Origin of the sequence: Haloferula luteola (genome assembly GCF_014201715.1) — a bacterium.
Classification (GTDB): domain Bacteria; phylum Verrucomicrobiota; class Verrucomicrobiia; order Verrucomicrobiales; family Akkermansiaceae; genus Haloferula; species Haloferula luteola.
This window is the reverse complement of sequence record NZ_JACHFD010000007.1, coordinates 141,659-157,190: the sequence shown is the minus strand read 5'-3', so window position 1 is coordinate 157,190 and position 15,532 is coordinate 141,659. Positions and strand designations below refer to the sequence as shown.

14 protein-coding genes are annotated in these 15,532 nt (G+C 59.2%); 8 read left to right on the top strand and 6 right to left on the bottom strand.

Translation table 11 applies throughout. From position 1 onward, the window contains the following. Nucleotides 1-37: 37 nt before the first annotated feature. The 7 genes from HNR46_RS08765 (at nucleotide 38) to HNR46_RS08735 (ending at nucleotide 7,473) form a co-directional block, all read left to right on the top strand. Complete coding sequence (locus HNR46_RS08765) at nucleotides 38-1,483, top strand: glycoside hydrolase (protein WP_184017856.1); 1,446 nt, start codon at nucleotides 38-40, stop codon at nucleotides 1,481-1,483. A gap of 134 nt (nucleotides 1,484-1,617) precedes the next feature. Next, on the top strand, nucleotides 1,618-2,523 hold the full coding sequence (locus tag HNR46_RS08760; RefSeq protein ID WP_184017854.1) for a DUF4114 domain-containing protein: 906 nt from the start codon (nucleotides 1,618-1,620) through the stop codon (nucleotides 2,521-2,523). A gap of 8 nt (nucleotides 2,524-2,531) precedes the next feature. Further along, the gene (locus HNR46_RS08755) at nucleotides 2,532-4,460 is read left to right on the top strand and encodes a tetratricopeptide repeat protein (RefSeq protein WP_184017852.1); all 1,929 of its coding nucleotides are present in this window, start codon (nucleotides 2,532-2,534) and stop codon (nucleotides 4,458-4,460) included. Next, nucleotides 4,435-5,238 (top strand): archaeosortase/exosortase family protein, encoded by an 804-nt coding sequence (locus tag HNR46_RS08750; RefSeq protein ID WP_184017850.1) that lies wholly within the window; start codon nucleotides 4,435-4,437, stop codon nucleotides 5,236-5,238. Before HNR46_RS08755 ends, HNR46_RS08750 begins: the two co-directional genes overlap by 26 nt. 1 nt (nucleotide 5,239) lies before the next feature. Then, nucleotides 5,240-5,740 (top strand): hypothetical protein, encoded by a 501-nt coding sequence (locus HNR46_RS08745; RefSeq protein ID WP_184017848.1) that lies wholly within the window; start codon nucleotides 5,240-5,242, stop codon nucleotides 5,738-5,740. Next, nucleotides 5,709-6,296, top strand: coding sequence for an exosortase-associated EpsI family protein (locus HNR46_RS08740; protein WP_184017846.1), 588 nt, complete (start codon nucleotides 5,709-5,711; stop codon nucleotides 6,294-6,296). Before HNR46_RS08745 ends, HNR46_RS08740 begins: the two co-directional genes overlap by 32 nt. 67 nt (nucleotides 6,297-6,363) lie before the next feature. Further along, nucleotides 6,364-7,473, top strand: coding sequence for a glycoside hydrolase family 43 protein (locus tag HNR46_RS08735; protein ID WP_184017844.1), 1,110 nt, complete (start codon nucleotides 6,364-6,366; stop codon nucleotides 7,471-7,473). A 71-nt stretch (nucleotides 7,474-7,544) separates the two neighbouring features. Here the strand turns inward: HNR46_RS08735 and HNR46_RS08730 are convergent, their stop codons facing one another. The 6 genes from HNR46_RS08730 to HNR46_RS08705 form a co-directional block, all read right to left on the bottom strand. Then, nucleotides 7,545-8,198: a DUF1294 domain-containing protein gene (locus HNR46_RS08730; RefSeq protein ID WP_184017842.1), complete on the bottom strand. Its 654-nt coding sequence runs from the start codon at nucleotides 8,196-8,198 to the stop codon at nucleotides 7,545-7,547. Nucleotides 8,199-8,335: 137 nt separating this feature from the next. Next, the gene (locus HNR46_RS08725; protein WP_184017840.1) at nucleotides 8,336-9,124 is read right to left on the bottom strand and encodes a PEP-CTERM sorting domain-containing protein; all 789 of its coding nucleotides are present in this window, start codon (nucleotides 9,122-9,124) and stop codon (nucleotides 8,336-8,338) included. Nucleotides 9,125-9,218: 94 nt separating this feature from the next. Further along, nucleotides 9,219-10,181, bottom strand: a complete 963-nt coding sequence (locus tag HNR46_RS08720) for a glycoside hydrolase family 43 protein (RefSeq protein ID WP_184017838.1) — start codon at nucleotides 10,179-10,181, stop codon at nucleotides 9,219-9,221. Nucleotides 10,182-10,243: 62 nt separating this feature from the next. Next, nucleotides 10,244-11,590, bottom strand: a complete 1,347-nt coding sequence (locus HNR46_RS08715; protein ID WP_184017836.1) for a cytochrome P450 — start codon at nucleotides 11,588-11,590, stop codon at nucleotides 10,244-10,246. Continuing rightward, nucleotides 11,587-12,297 carry a TetR/AcrR family transcriptional regulator gene (locus HNR46_RS08710; protein WP_184017835.1) on the bottom strand — a complete coding sequence of 237 codons (711 nt, stop codon included), beginning with the start codon at nucleotides 12,295-12,297 and terminating at the stop codon, nucleotides 11,587-11,589. Before HNR46_RS08710 ends, HNR46_RS08715 begins: the two co-directional genes overlap by 4 nt. 103 nt (nucleotides 12,298-12,400) lie before the next feature. Next, the gene (locus tag HNR46_RS08705) at nucleotides 12,401-14,119 is read right to left on the bottom strand and encodes a GH39 family glycosyl hydrolase (RefSeq protein WP_184017833.1); all 1,719 of its coding nucleotides are present in this window, start codon (nucleotides 14,117-14,119) and stop codon (nucleotides 12,401-12,403) included. 77 nt (nucleotides 14,120-14,196) lie between these two features. Between HNR46_RS08705 and HNR46_RS08700 the strand changes: the two genes are divergently transcribed. Continuing rightward, a complete protein-coding gene (locus HNR46_RS08700; RefSeq protein WP_184017830.1) occupies nucleotides 14,197-15,528 on the top strand; it encodes a glucosidase family protein in 1,332 nt (443 codons plus the stop codon). The last annotated feature ends 4 nt before the right edge of the window (nucleotides 15,529-15,532 follow it).

The window sequence follows — 15,532 nt, the reverse complement described above, 5'->3', positions numbered from 1 at the left end:
TGCATCCGGCGCGTCACCTGCGTATTGGGAGGCACACATGACGTTTCGAGGAATTCTGACCCCTTTGCTATCCCTTTTCGCCCTCTCGGGTGCTGCCCACTCCGCCACCCGGGACATTCACATCGACCCCTCTGAAGACCGCGGCACCTGGGAAGCCTGGGGATGCTCGCTGGCGTGGTGGGGGAAGGTTTTCGGCGACCGCGAGGACCTCGCCGATCTGTTCTTCACCACCCAAAATGTCCCTATCCTGGGTGCCGAGCAACCCGGTCTGGGAATGACCTTTGTTCGCTACAACGCGGGTGCTTGCTCTTGGAAGGAAGTCGAGGGACGCAAGATGGGAGTCTCCAAGATCATCCTGCCCTATCGTCAAATGGAGGGATTTTGGCTCGATGGTGCCGACCCCGATCCCGATTCCGCAAGTTGGGATTGGTCCGTCGATGCCAATCAGCGGCAGATGATGCAGATGGCCAAAGCACGCGGCGCCACTCACTTCGAACTCTTCTCCAATTCCCCCATGTGGTGGATGTGTCGAAATGACAACCCCTCCGGCGCAGCGGATGCCAGGGCCGACAATCTACGAGAGGATCAGTATTCCAACTTCGCCCATTACCTCGCAACGATCGCCCGGAAAGCTAAGGATGAATGGGGGGTTCCTTTCACCACCGTCTCTCCCTTCAATGAACCGATCTCCGCGTGGTGGTTTGCCGATTGCAAACAAGAAGGCTGCCACGTTTCACGCGAAGCACAGGAGAAGATTCTTCCCCTGGTCCGCAAAGCCCTGGATAGCGAAGACCTTCACGATCTCCCCCTCGCCGCCTCCGATGAAAACACGTACGACGAGGCCATCGATACTTGGCGCAGCTTCCGGCCTGCCGTGCGCAAGCTGGTCGAGCAAATCAATGTCCACGGATACCAATATGGCCAGGGCAGCCGCGATCGTCTCCAGCGAATCGCCGAGAAGGATGGCAAAAAACTATGGAACTCGGAATACGGCGATGGAAATGGCGACGGCATCGAAATGGCTAAAAACCTTCTTCTCGATTTCGAATATCTCCGACCTACCGCTTGGGCCTACTGGCAGCCTCTCGACGGTGGGGGCTGGGGTCTCATCGATGCCGATATGCCACGTGCCGAACTCAAGGCCGTGAATCCGAAACATCACGTTCTCGCCCAGTTCTCCCGACATATCCTGCCCGGTATGAATATCATCGGCACCAGCTCTCGGGAAGCCGTGGCGGCCTACAGTCGCGACCTTCGCCGACTCGTTCTCGTCACTCTCAATGAGGGCGACGAAAAAGAGATCTCCCTGGATCTTTCCTCGTTCCGCACTGGCCAAGCCGCCGCCGCTCGTTGGATCACCGAACCCCGCGGGGCCGCACGATACGAATTCCGCCGTGACCTCCAGGTGGAGCAAGGCGCCATGAAATGCACCCTTCCTGCCGACTCCATCGTGACGGTCGAAATTCGCAATCTGGATCTCTAACCATCACTTCGTGTCACCACCCCGCAATTGAGGGAAACGTGATCGTGGCATAGCCTTTCACGCCCTCCAAAGGCAGGATGACGCTCGTCCGCAACGGGATCCCCCCCTCCCCGTCGGGCGTTCTCCCTGCCCCCATGAAAACATCCCCCCTAATCTCTCACTCCCCCGCTTCCTACTCCCGAGGGCTCTTCCTCCGGGCCATCGCCCTCGGGCTTGGCACTGTCAGCTTGACCGCAGCGCAGGCTCAGACCGAAGCCAGCTTTCAAGACGCGGCCCGACCCTTCGGACTCGAAGTGGCGGGCCCTGTGATGGCCGCAGGCTCAGACGAAGCCTCCGCCAGTTTCCAAACCACCGACCTCCCGGTCCTTCTCAACTTCGTCAACCAGAACCTAAGTGAGGCGACCGCTCTTCAGGACATCTCCGCCGTCAGCTTGGATCCCGCTGCGCTCACGCTCGGCCAGGATTCCTCCGTGCGCGTCTACTTCCTTAGCGAAGGGGCCGGATATCTGAACACTCTCGGCTACACGACCGAGAGCGTCGCCAACGGAACCACCAGCGATCCACTACTCATTTTCCCCGACGCATCCTCGGACAACGTCTACTATTCCGACCCGACATCTTCCGATATCACCCGCAACGACAGTGTGCCGATCACTCCCGGCGACTTCGTCGACCTCGGCACAATCGCCGCGGGGAACTTTCTCGACTTCTTCCTCATCGCCAACGGTGCCTATGGTGGCAGCGATGTCTACACGGCCGATGCCGCATCCAATCCGGATTCTCTGCAGCACCTCGTCGCCTTTGCCCTTGAGGGCAGTCCCTACCTACTCATCGGATTCGAGGACCTCTACGGCGGAGGCGATCTCGACTTCAATGACCTCGTCATCGCCATCGACATCGGCGCTGCCAACGTCGCACGCCTCGCCAATCCCGAACCGTCCTTCTGGATCATGATGGCCGCGCTCGTCGGCATCGGCTTCTGGCAACTTCGGCGCCAACCAAAGGCGGTGCCCGTTCCGGTTCGGATCACGGATTCCTGACCCCACTCATGAAAACGTTTCTCAGGCTTGCACTCGCCGCCATTGTCCTCGCCATCTTGGGGACGGGCGGCTTCTACCTCCATCGCCAATCGACTCAAAAGGCCGCGCAGGTGGCTCGCCAAGGGGTGGTCGATCAAGCCAGGAAACTGCTTCAAACGGAGAACCCGGGTGAGGCCCTCAAGCTCCTGCAGGCTCATTTCAAGGCCGACCTCGCGTTTTCCGATATGGCAGAGTGGCCGAGCCTGATGGTCAACGCTGCGGCAGAGTCGAGAGACTACGGACAATTGGAGTCCTTGGTGGGTCGCTATCCATTTACCCTGCGTGAATGCGAATCCGCCGCTCTTTGGTGGATGCGCATGAAGCTCCACCGCGGGCAATGGGACACCGCCCTGCCTGTGCTCGAACTTTGGCCGCCAGAAAAGCGCCAGCAACCCCACGCTTGGAAGCTCCTCGAAGCGGATCAATGCATCCACGATGGCCGTCGCCGCGAAGCTCGGGAATCTCTCGATACCTGGAAGGCCGAGGGCAATGACGAGGTGAATCGCCAGCTTCGGCTCGCCCTGCTCGCCGATAAGGATCCCGCCACCGTCACTCGCGCCCTGAATGCCGCCTTCGCGGAGAATCCCCAATCTGTCGATCTTCGAGCGACCGCGGCTGGCTACCTTGAAAGCTTCGGCCGTCTGAGTGATGCGCGCCGCGAGTACATTGCCGCCTATCTTCTCGAGCCCTCAAATCCTCTCCATGGCGAGCAATTGGCACGCTTCTACCTGCGCACTCGCGCTTTGCCCCAGGCCATCGAAACCTGGCGCCAGACGTATGAGAAGACCGGCGACGTCCGCAGTTGGTTCAATGATTGGTTTTGGGAACGCGTGACCCAATCCCGCGGCCAACCTCTTGCCCCGCGGGCTGGCGAATGGTGGGGAGGCGTCGCCCTTGACCTCGCCAACACCCCCATCGATGCCTTCCTGCCGGAGAATTTTCTGACCCCCAACGCCGAAGCTCCTGCGATTCTCGCCGACAATGAAGCCTTTCAGTGGCTCACGATTCTCGAGCAAATCCGCACCGGTCAGGAAGCTGCCGCTCGCGCCACGCTCGATGCCATCAAGCTCGCGCCCGATAGCACCGCACGGGATCTCCAGACCCTACTTTCAGCCCTTCTTGATTGGCGGGCAGGCGCCTCCTGGCCGGCCGAATTCACGCTCTCGACCGACCGACTCAATCACCGGTTTTTCGCGACATTGGCGAACCTAAAACCCGGTCAATCTCCTTCCCTCGAGACTTTCCTGCGTTCATCCGCTGCTCCCGCCGCCCTGATCCTCGCTCAAGGTTGGACGGGGGCTGCAGATCGTCTGCTGGCACCTGCTGATTTCCCCCTCGCAGCCGACCTCCCCACTGAACTCGATTGGTTGCCCTATGCCCTCACCAAAATGCGCACACGCCAGGCCGGTGCAGAAATGGCGCTGCAAGTTGCCGCGCAGTATCCAAACGACCTCGCCGTCCAAGGGCTCGCCGGTGAGTTGCTGCTAAGCCTCGGCAAGACCGACGAAGGTCTCGCTCAACTTGAATCCGTCGCCTCGGACACCCAGGGCCCCGGAACTCGAGCCAACTACCTGCTCGCACTCGCCGAACTGGAGCGCCGCGATTGGAAAGCCTTCGATGCACGACTCGCCGCTCGCACGGATCTCGCCGACTCTGTCGGTGGCAGAGAACTCACCGCCCGTGCCGCCCTCGCCCGCAAGGATCCCGATACGGCCCTCGCGATCTATCAGGGCCTCGGCACCGACTCGATCGAAGGCCTGGTCTACCGTTTCCGCGAAGCTCTCGCCGCCGACCAACGGGACACCGCCCGCACCCTCCTTCAGGATCTCCTCCGCCTCGCCCCGAACGAACCGATCTTCCATCAATGGCTCCATGAGCTCGACCGCACCAACACTTGAAGGACTTCGTCCGTTGGAACGCAGCTCCGTAGCATTGCTCGGCGTCATCTTTCCGCTCATCTGGGCGCTGGACCGCCGATGGTGGCAGCTTTCGCCTGATGTTCTCGTCATCCTTGCCATCCTTCCATTGAGCTGGCGTTTGGCCCGCCAACATTCCGCGGTCCAACCTTCACGGCCCCGTTTCACCTTACCTGCCGCCATCTTGCTGGGAATCGGCATTCTTGCGAATCAGATGACCCTCATGGCGTTCGGCTGGTCCTGGCTGGCGGTCAGCTATTTCCTCCCCGCCACTTCCATTTCACCCGCCCGCCTCGGATGCCTGCTTACCGGGGCCTTTCCCTGGGTGCTCACCGATGGCGATCCCATCGGTTGGTGGTTTCGCCTGACCGGCGCCCATCTCACCGCGCTCACTTATGAAGCAGCCGGATACCACGTCGTCGCCCACGGCACCGAGCTGGTGGTAGGAGGCATTCCCATCTCTGTCGAAGCTGCCTGCGGCGGCATGAAACTTCTTCAGGTCCTGATGAGCGGGGGCGTCGCTCTGACCGCCCTCCAGTTCCCCCGCCAACGCGGCTTTTGGATCATGGTCGGACTGCTCCCCGTGCTCGCATGGTTGGCCAATACCTTGCGCATCATTGTCATCACGGGCTGGAGCCTGCGATTCGGCATCGATGCCGCCGCCGGCGCCTTCCACACTTGGGGCGCCATGGGAGTCATCGGCACCATGCTTGGCAGCTATCTTGCCCTCTCCCACTGGATCTCCAAACGTTTCGCCTGACGTGTCCTCCGCCTCAAGATTCTCGGAAAAGCGGATCGTCGCCCTGATTTGCTTGGCAATGGCCGCCATCGCGCTCGCCATGTCAGTCCCCTTGTTCAAAGCGTGGTTGCACGACCCTACGATGAGGTTGGGCGCGCCAACTTTCATTTTATGGTGCGCCGCTGTCATCCTCCAGTGGCAGAAATCCCCGATATCGCTGCGCCCATCCACGCTCGCGTCCATCGCGCTATCTCTCGGCATCCTCGGAGAAATGCAGGCGCTCATCTACCTCGCCCTTGCCTTGCTGATCTGCCAACCCATTCCTCACCCGCTCACCCGCCTCGGCCTTACCGCCGCTGGGCTGCTTTGGATGCCCGCGTGGTACTGGATTCTGCGTCCCTATGTAGGAACCACTCTCAGCCCTCTCAGCCTCGGCCTCGCCGCAGGGCTCTGCCTCCTTTCCATCGCCCTCCGCTTCTACCCATCGCGCCATGAGTTCGAAGAAAAACCTGCTCGTTTTTAGCGGCCTCCTCGGTCTCATCCTCCTCGCCCTCGCCCTCCGCCATCTGGAGTTGCCGGACGCCACGGATCGCATCGCCCAGTTTCCCCGCGAAGGGCCGGGATTTACGTCCAAACCGGTCGAACTAAGTGAATTCGAGAAAGACACCCTCGGCGCCGCAAAGGGCTACAAATCCATCTATCTTTGGAAGGGGCTTCGCTACTCCCTCACCATCATTGATGGCACTCACAACCGCCAAGTCGTCCACGATCCCCGCTATTGCTTCCGCGGTGCCGGTTGGGAAATCGACGAAGAGCAATCTCATGATCTTGCAGGAGGCCACGTCCGACAACTTCATCTCACTCGCGATGGTATTTCCACCGAGGCTCTTTTCTACTACTCCGATGGCCGCCACCTCTTTGACTCCCCCATCGAGTACTGGTCGCGAACCACCCTCCGACGCTGGCTCCGCCAATGGGGCGGGGAAGAACCCGTTCTCGTGATGGTGCAGCCTGTCGACCCACGGGTCGAACTTGGCCCGGCACTCGAGGGCCTGCTTCCGCTGCTGGGCGCCCCCTGACCCCTCTGTTCGTGCGGTTCGTTCGGCGGATTCTTGCCAAACCAAGCTTCGCCCGGATGATAGCGGAATGAATCGCGCCTTGGCCTTGCTCACACTGATCCTCGCCGTCGCCCTTCCAGGCCGGGCGGCGGACCAATTCACGCCCGGAGAAATCTGGCCCGATGATCAGGGCGTCCACATCAACGCCCACGGTGGCGGCGTGCTTTTTCATGAGGGCACCTACTACTGGTTCGGAGAACACAAGATCTCGGGCCCAGGCGGCAACTCCGCTCAAGTCGGGGTAAGCTGCTACTCCTCCACCGATCTCTACAACTGGACGAACCAAGGCACCGCCCTCGCCGTCGAAGAAAAACACAGCAGCGAAATCACCCGCGGCTGCATCATCGAACGCCCCAAGGTCGTCTACAATCGTAAGACCAAGAAGTTCGTGATGTGGTTCCACCTCGAACACCGCGGCCAAAGCTACGCCACCGCTCGCTGTGCCGTCGCCACCGCTGACCAGGTCACCGGTCCCTATCGTTTCGTCGAAAGCCATCGACCCAACCGAGGCGAATGGCCCCAAAATTATGACCGCCGGGAAACCAACGATCAGTGGGTCGAGTATCTCAAGCGAGATCGCCGAAAAGGCCAGATGGCTCGCGATATGACGGTCTTTGTCGACGACGACGACAAGGCCTACATCATCTCCTCTGCAGAGGAAAACTACACACTGAACATCTCCCTTCTCACCGACGACTATCTCGACTTCACCGGCACCTTCTGGCGCATCTTTCCAGGCGGCCACAACGAAGCGCCCGCCATCTGCAAGCACGATGGCAAATACTGGCTCATCGCTTCTGGCTGCACCGGCTGGGACCCCAACGAAGCCCGCTCCTATGTCGCCGACTCGATGGCCGGGCCTTGGACCTCCTTGGGCAATCCTTGCTCCGGGCCCAACGGAGCCGGTGGCATGGGGCCCGAAAAAACCTGGGGAGGACAGAGCACCTACATCCTCCCGATCCACGGGAAGCCCGGCCAATTCATCGCCATGTTTGACGTTTGGCGCCCCAAAGATCCCATCGATGGCCGCTACCTTTGGCTCCCCGTGAACTTTGAAAACGATCGGATCAAGATCGTTTGCCCCAAATCCTGGTCGCTTAGCGATCTCGATCTCGTTTCCGAAGCCAACGCCCAGTAAGGTCAGTCACCGGAAACCCAGCAACGATCCCCCAAAAGGAAAGAGCGGCATGATGATGAACCTCAAAGGCGTCATTCGCTGAACAGCCGACCCACGCCCTGACGCCACACTTCCCAGTGGTCCCTCATGATCCACGCAAAAGCGATCAGCTGATGGATCGCGACGATCAACCAGAACAAGACTTGAAAGGTGGATTTGCGAGTCTTGTGCCGGAACCAGGCTTGGGCCAAAAAACCACCTGGCCAACCTCCCCAAAACTCCCAGAAGTGGAGCCTCGATTCAGGAATACGCCAACGATGAGATTCGGCTCGATGCTTGTCTGCTCGATACATCGCCCATGCGACCACTGAACTGACCGCCATCCCACTCGGGACGATCCAAAAGGGAGCTCCAGGAATTTGGCATCCTGCTGAAACGGGTAGAACTAAAAGAAGTAACAAAGAACTCCACCGCCCGATGGAGACCTTCCCTCCCGAGCGGACGAGGTGGACCTGCCGAGCACACGTTCTCCCCTGGAGATCCAGTCCCACTGCAAACTCGATTTCGTCCCCGTCCATCGGCCTGCGCCGTCGCGGCTCAAATTCCTTGATGTGGACGAAGATCCGATGCTTGCCCATTTCGACCCACCCATAGCCCCGGGAATCGTCCCATTGCTGCAATCGTCCCGTTTTTCTCTCCGGACGACTGACAACTTGGGGTGAACTTGGACGGTCGATGCAGTTCATGTCTCAGCCGCATTTCTCACGGGTCTTCATCCTGCGGATCATTTGAAAGCCGATTCTTCCCTTCAACCAACACAAATCCCCTTGTCGAAATGGGGCGAAAACGGTCGACCACCTTCTCGGCGTCCAGTGAATGGCGATCAACAACTCCGCCGACGCCGCAGGAACAAAAGGCCCGTCGATAGACTGCACAGCAGCAGCGAATGAGGTTCGGGCACCACCGCAGTGGTGACGAATTCATCCATGGTTCCCGCAATATCCGTCACCCCAAAAAAGGTGTAAACTTCCCCGTCGGCTGAAAGGGTCGCATTGTCGAAAGTCGAACTCGCAGAGACCAAGGTCGAGGTCGGGGCACCCGTTCCATCCACCGCCGAAATCGAGGCCGTCGCGGTGTAGCTGATCCCTCCGTTGAAGGTCACATCCAAAGAGACATGATACCAGGTATTCAGCCCCAGAGTGGTCAAGGTCTGATCCCTAATCACCGGATTCACACCAGGCTCGGTGGTCGTCACATTGATGCCTCCCGAGGCGAAAATAGAGTAAATAGAACCAAACAGGAAGGTACTGTCCCCAGCATTCTGAATCGCGCTAGGAACCGTCCCTGTCATGAACACATCAGGTGAATCCGCCACCCCGATGGTAAATTGAGAGGCGGTGGAATTCCCAGGATTCCACAGGATGCTGGTGCTCCAGGAACTCAGGTCCCCAGAAAAGCTCTGAGGAACCACGAAAGCATGCGCCCGAGTGGCCGTCAGATTGTTCACACCATCAGACCCATCGAAGCCCACCCCAGTTCCGATCACCGAAATCCCGGTCGTTCCCCCGGCCACCGTGAATGAGTTGCTGAGATCGTCGACGGATTCAAAATCCACCGAAAGAACTGCCGAAGCGGGCAGCGATAGCACGAGAAAGGCAAGGACGGGTTTCATGGGTGATGGACCGGTAGGTTGACCGGAACCCCCCTCAACGAAACTCCTTAGTTCTATCTTTCATGGATGACGAACTAAAGAGATACCCCATCCACTACTCTACTTTAGGAACACTGGTAGTGGTCCGCACCACCTTCTTGATCGAGCCGTCCTCTTGATATTCCAACTTGTCCACGCACAAGGAGCGGCGAAATACAGTTCCTCCCGGGAGCTGCGCATTGTGATAGACAAAATAGGTCTGCCCTTTGAATTCCACAATCCCTTGGTGATTGGTTTCCGACTTCGGGAGCAAGTCATGGATGACCCCTCCATAGGTCCATGGCCCCGTAATGCTCTTGCTTGTAGAGTATTCTGTCGTCGATGGATAGTGAGAGGCGTAGGTCAAATAATACGTCTCGCCTTTCTTATGGACGAAGGGGGCTTCAAAAAAATGGTCCGCTTCAAGCGTCTGCACCTCACCATCGAGTTCAAGCAGGCTGTCCTTCAGTTTGACCCAGCGCCCCGCATTCCACGACCCCCAGAAAAGATAAGCCTGCCCGTCGTCATCAATGTAAACCGCTGGGTCGATGTTCAAAACCACCGAGTTCGGCGTTTCATCCGTGATCAGCGCCTTGCCGATGGCGTCTTTAAAGGGACCCGTCGGACGATCGGACACCGCCACGCCAATCGCAAATCCTTCGTGAACCTTGACGTCCTTGTGACGGATGGAAACAAACCAGAAAAACTTCCCTTCGTGCTCAATCACATGGCTCGCGAAGGCGTCCCCTTTTGACCAGGAAAAGTCTTTCCAAGACAGCAGGGGACCATGCTTCTCATAGGTCACCATGTCCTGAGTGGAAAAGCAGTACCAGTCGTTCATCACGAATCCTTTACCCTCCTCAGTCTGCTCATCGTGCCCAGTGTAAATGTAGAGCGTGTCACCGTGAACCATCGGGCAGGGATCAGCGGTGAAAAGATCCGTAACGATCGGATTTCCCCGCGTCTCCGCGGTTTCTTCGGCCACCAGAGAAAAGGGCGTCGAACAGGCGATGAGGAGGGGGAAAAGCAGTCGTTTCATGGCGCACTCAGGCATGGATGCCTCCCAAAGAAACGTTTCTCCTCAAAGAAGTCCAGTCATCGCTACGTCCGCGCGGACCAACGCAAGCGCATCCCATGCTTGGGCCGCAGGGTGATCAAAGGTGCAGGCTCTACCGGAAACTCCTCCAAGGGAGCCACCTTCAAACGCCTCAGGAATCCCACCGTCATGATGACCAGCTCCTGAAGGGCAAATTGATTGCCGATGCAGATGCGTGGCCCCGCCCCGAAGGGCATGTAAACCCCATCAGGACAGGGCTTGCCCTCCAGAAAGCGGTCCGGCCGAAAGAGCTCGGGGCGATCCCACCATCGGGGATCGCGGTGAAATTGGAAGATCGGCACCAGCATGGGCATCCCCGTCGGAATCCGATACCCTCCCAGTTCGTCCGCCTCCACGCAACGACGCCCAATGGACCAAATCGTCGGATAAAACCGGAGCGATTCATCAATCACCGCTCTCACCAGCGGGTAGGCATTCAATTGGCCCTGCTCCAGGGCATCACCCGCGGCATCCACTTCTTCATGAAGGCGTGCTTGGATTTCCGGATGCCTAGCCACCAAATGCAGGAGCCAGCACATCGCGTTTGCGGTCGTTTCATGACCCGCGACGTACATCGTCATCACTTCGTCCCGCAATTGGGCATCGGACATGCCCCGCCCGGTTTCCTCATCACAGGCAGAAAGGAACATTGCCAGCAAATCATCATGCTCGTCCGGCTTCTCTCGTCTCCGCGCGATGATGCGATGCACGATCGCATCCAAATCGCGGCGTGCCGCCACTTCCTGAGCCGTGAAAGGTGTGGGGATCTTCCGCGGCAGAAGGAATCGCCAGGGTTGGCGCAGCATCCGCAAAGCTCCCTCATTGAGTGTCGCAATGTGCTCCCCTACCCGATCGGCACCCTCATCGCCATCGGTGCTGAACATCGCCCGGGAGATGATCTCCAGAGTCAGCCGCGAAAACACCGGGGCAAGGTCTCGGCCATCCTCTCCCGCTGCCAATCGGTCCACCGCATGATCAGTGCAGGCAACCATCATGCGGAAAATGGCATCGAGACGACGTCGGTGAAAAGCGGGCTGGGTCATCTTGCGCTGTCCCCGCCAAAACTCGCCACTGCTCGTCACCAAGCCATTTCCCATCAAAATCCGGAGCAGCGCGTACGACCGACCCTTCTCAAGATATTTGGGATAGCGTTCGACCAATACCTGCCTCGCCAAGGTCGGGCTACCCACCACGGTCACCCCACCGAACGGAGAATGAATTGAAAACAGATCTCCATATTCCGCCATCCACTGCGGGATCCATTTCAAGGGGTCGCGCTGAATATAGAATGCCGAGCCCATCAGCCAATGCCTTGGGCTTTCGACCGATGGAGGTGGATCGGAGATTTTCATGCTTGGGATGGAATGAGACCCCGGACAACGAGGCCAAGGGTGGCGGTTTCGATCTCTTCATCCGTGAGGTCGGACAGTCCGGGATCTTGAGGCCGCTGGAGGTTCGCCCAAGTGATCGCCTGAATCGCCACCGCACTCCGCGCTCGGAGGTTGGGCACCGGCGCCATGACTCCTCCCACGATTCGACGCTCAAGATAGAGACACAGGGAATCGAGAAGCTTGTTGCGCAGGCCCAAAACGAAAATTTGCGCCAATCCAGGGAAATCGAGGGCCGATCGCATCAGCAGCAGCAATCCCCGACGATGGCGATGGATCAGCCCGTATTGCTCGCGCAGCACCCCTTCCAGTTCGGCCACAGGGTCTTCGACGCTTTCTGCATCCATCGCCGCCTCCAAAACCGGCCAGCTCACCGCATCAAAGCACGCCTTCAAATAACCCAAGGTCGAACCCGGCTCCGGTGTTTTCACCGGCACTTCCAAATCCGCCATCCAGGCCGCATCCGGCTCCGAGGCATGCCGCACCACCAAATCAAACAAGGCCTCTTTCCCTTCCACATACAAATACACCGTGCCGACCGCCACCCCCATCTCCCGGGCCACATCCGCCACCTGCGATCGCTCAAAGCCCTGCCGACAAAACACCTGCAATCCCGCCTCGGCCAACTCGGCAAGCCGCTGCGCTGATAAATCCGCTCGAAGTCGTGGCATGGCATCTTGCTAAAATGAATGAGCCGTTCAGTCAACATCCGACTACCGAGCCTTTTCTCCTCTCTTGAGGGCTTCATGCCACTTCAGCCCCTTCAGGCTAGCCTCAGGGCGATGCCTCTTTGCTCACGGTCAAACGCCTCAGCAGATACTGACCATATTCCGCCCCGTCGGATTCCAGTCGAAAATGGTAACCCCAGAAACTCACAAAACGGGGATCCTGAATGGACCACTCGATGACATGCCAGCGATCCTCCTCAGGGATGGTTCGCCAACTCCCGGCGGTTTTGAAACCATCCGGCCCTTCATAGACGAGCTTGAAGCCCGCGTTCACAGCCGGATCCTTGCGCCGAACCTCCGCCGTGATTTTGAGTGGAACGGATTCGTCGCCCAGGAACGAGGGATCGACCATCAACAGATTGCCCCCTGGTGCATCCCCTGCCCGTGCTGAGCCACCGTAGTTGACGATGGCCTCGGCCACCTCCGCGCCACCTCGGGAATGCAGACCTCGCTCCGGCGGGTCGAGTGCGTAATCGATCTTCACCTCCTGAGCATCGTGGTACGTCCCCGGGTCCCCCGGCCATGGAGGCAATGCTTCCGTCACGGCGGTCACTCGACCGAGGTCCTTCGAGGGGACTTGAGACAAAAACACAGGCGACGTTCCGACCACCAACGAAGACGCCCGCCCTTCTCTCCCATCGCGAGCGTGAACGAACTCCACTTCACCGGAAAAACTCAATTCCTCTCGACCACCCCGTGGGCACCAGGCGACCACCACATCTTTCCCGTCGCACTCAAAGAGCCACCCATAGGTCGATGCCCCCAGCACCGCCCAGCCCCGTGGCTGAGGATGGAGCCCCAACGCTTGAATCAGTCGCCCGTATGCATGGTAGGCGGCCCGCGGCCGTCCTTGCCCATCAAGCAAGCCCATCGGCCCACTATCGCCATCGCGCCCCTCGAACCACTGCAGGTTCTCCAAACCTTGAGCCATCCCGATGACGTAAGCTTTGACCAAAGCATCCGCCTGCTTGGCTTCGCCATGGCGACCCGCATCCACCCCCAGCTCGGTAAATACCACGGGGACGTCTTTTCTCCCTGGATTCACCTCGGCCAACATTCGGCGCACGGAAGGGACCAGATTGGCATAGATCGGCTCCATCCCGATGTCAGCCACGATCCCGTCGAGAACCTCATAGGGATGCAGGGAAATCCAATCGAAATGATCCGCCGCACCCGCCTCGATCGCTTGCCGTAGATAGACCAAGTGCGCTGATTTCGTCGTCAGACCGATTTGCGCATCGGGGTCAACTGCTTTGGCAGCATCATAGGCCGCGACGACCAGTCGCGCGTAGTCGGCAGCCGTTTGTTGAGGCCCAGTGAAATTGGGAGGCTCATTCCAGACTTCGTATCGACGGATTCTCCCGCGAAAATGACGCACCACCTGCCGGACATACTCCGACCATCCATCGATGAAATTCACCGGCAAATGCCCCGGGGGATCCTTTTGATTCCATGCCGGATTCCCCAGGAGAAGGGTCCCCGTTTCGATCCCTCGCTCATGGAGGTAACTCCACTGAGCATCCATATTTTCCCAATGCCACTCCCCGGGTGTGCGCTCCAGTTCCCCCCACCCACTCATCAGACTGCGCTGATCCTTTAGCCCCAACTCCACCATCTGAGGAACCCACCGTTGGTAGTCCTCCACCGAGCGGCCATTCACATGGCAGGAACCCACGCCAAAGGGAGTGCGCGTCTCCTCTGCAGCGGACACTTCCATCCCCACGCTTCCCAAGGCCACAAGCGCCAGCAGATGCCATCGGTTCATCCTCTCGCATACGCCCTCGACCACCCCCGGCTTTCCTTCCTTGAGAAAGAGAGCCGGCTCCGCCGCGTATCGAGCTGATGCTTCGCGCCCTGCTCGCTCTCTCCCTCTTAGCCACCCCCTTGACCGCGGGCCCCTTGGAAAAGGTCGCCGCTGAACGGATTCAAGCCGACCGCGATCTCGACGACGTTCTTCAGAAAGCCAAAGACCTGCTGGGGCGGGGATTCAATGCCGGATCCGGCTATGGCGAAGTCTGGATCCGTGACTGGGCGTCGTTCATGGATTTGTCCTGCCAAGTCAACGACCCCGCCCGCGTCCACGATGGATTGCTCCGGCTCCTCCGCTTTCAGCGAAGTGATGGCAATATTCCCGATGGTGTTTATCATCTCAACTCGCCCCCCGAATATCCCGCGGAAGCTACCGGTCTCCACACCGTGGATGCTGGCTGGCGGGAGGTCATCACCCACCCTGAAATCCACGATTTTCAGGCCTTCAAAAACAGCGTCGAAACCGATCAGGAAAGCTCGTTGGTGTTGGCCCTAAAGTCCTACATCGACGCCACGGGAGATCGCGGGATTCTTGAGGAAATCGTCGAGGGGCAAACCGTCAAACAACGGGTCACGCGTGCCATGGACTTCCTCCACCGCGACCGTTGGTCCCCAGAGCACCATCTCATCTGGGGTGCAACCACCATCGACTGGGGGGACATCGCCCCCGAAGACGATCCCGGTGCCGTGCTACGTGGCAGCTCCCATCGCGCGATCGACATCTACGACAACGCCCTTTTCATGCTGGCCCTTGAGGCACTGGCTCCTCTCCTCCATGAATCCGAAGCCGCCGGCTGGCTCGCCCTTCGCGAGGAGATCCGCCAACACGCCCGCCAGCACCTATGGGACGCCAGCCGTCAAAAATTTCGCAACCACCTCTATCTCGGCGACAGCCCATTTCCTGCAGACTTTGACGAGGAGGCCATCTGGTATCAGGGCGGCACCGCCGTGGCGATCCAAGCCGGAATCCTTACCGACGACGAAGTACGATCTTCACTGGAATTCATGCGCCTCAATCGCGCCGCCGCCGGAGCACGCACCATCGGCATCACCAACCATCCCCACTACCCAGCCGGACTGTTTGCCAACGATCATGTGCTCCCGGGAGTTTACCAAAATGGAGGCGACTGGGACTGGTTCGGCGGTCGCATGGTCCAGGCCTTGATCTCCCGTGGAATGGGCGCAGAAGCCTACACCGAACTTCTCCCCATGGTCCACCGAGTCCAGCGGCATGATGGCTTCTTCGAGTGGTTCGACATGCAGGATCATCCCCAAGGTTCCGGAGAATTTCGTGGGTCCGCGGGCGTTCTCGGCAAGGCCATCCTGATGCTTCAGCAGTGGGCGCGCGAATCTCACGAGCCGTGAGACC

Bases quoted from the DNA above. Each gene is read 5' to 3' on its own strand.
- HNR46_RS08765 (WP_184017856.1), top strand. From the start codon at position 38: ATGACGTTTCGAGGAATTCTGACCCCTTTGCTATCCCTTTTCGCCCTC.
- HNR46_RS08760 (WP_184017854.1), top strand. From the start codon at position 1,618: ATGAAAACATCCCCCCTAATCTCTCACTCCCCCGCTTCCTACTCCCGA.
- HNR46_RS08755 (WP_184017852.1), top strand. From the start codon at position 2,532: ATGAAAACGTTTCTCAGGCTTGCACTCGCCGCCATTGTCCTCGCCATC.
- HNR46_RS08750 (WP_184017850.1), top strand. From the start codon at position 4,435: ATGAGCTCGACCGCACCAACACTTGAAGGACTTCGTCCGTTGGAACGC.
- HNR46_RS08740 (WP_184017846.1), top strand. From the start codon at position 5,709: ATGAGTTCGAAGAAAAACCTGCTCGTTTTTAGCGGCCTCCTCGGTCTC.
- HNR46_RS08735 (WP_184017844.1), top strand. From the start codon at position 6,364: ATGAATCGCGCCTTGGCCTTGCTCACACTGATCCTCGCCGTCGCCCTT.
- HNR46_RS08730 (WP_184017842.1), bottom strand. From the start codon at position 8,198: ATGAACTGCATCGACCGTCCAAGTTCACCCCAAGTTGTCAGTCGTCCG.
- HNR46_RS08725 (WP_184017840.1), bottom strand. From the start codon at position 9,124: ATGAAACCCGTCCTTGCCTTTCTCGTGCTATCGCTGCCCGCTTCGGCA.
- HNR46_RS08720 (WP_184017838.1), bottom strand. From the start codon at position 10,181: ATGAAACGACTGCTTTTCCCCCTCCTCATCGCCTGTTCGACGCCCTTT.
- HNR46_RS08715 (WP_184017836.1), bottom strand. From the start codon at position 11,590: ATGAAAATCTCCGATCCACCTCCATCGGTCGAAAGCCCAAGGCATTGG.
- HNR46_RS08710 (WP_184017835.1), bottom strand. From the start codon at position 12,297: ATGCCACGACTTCGAGCGGATTTATCAGCGCAGCGGCTTGCCGAGTTG.
- HNR46_RS08705 (WP_184017833.1), bottom strand. From the start codon at position 14,119: ATGAACCGATGGCATCTGCTGGCGCTTGTGGCCTTGGGAAGCGTGGGG.
- HNR46_RS08700 (WP_184017830.1), top strand. From the start codon at position 14,197: ATGCTTCGCGCCCTGCTCGCTCTCTCCCTCTTAGCCACCCCCTTGACC.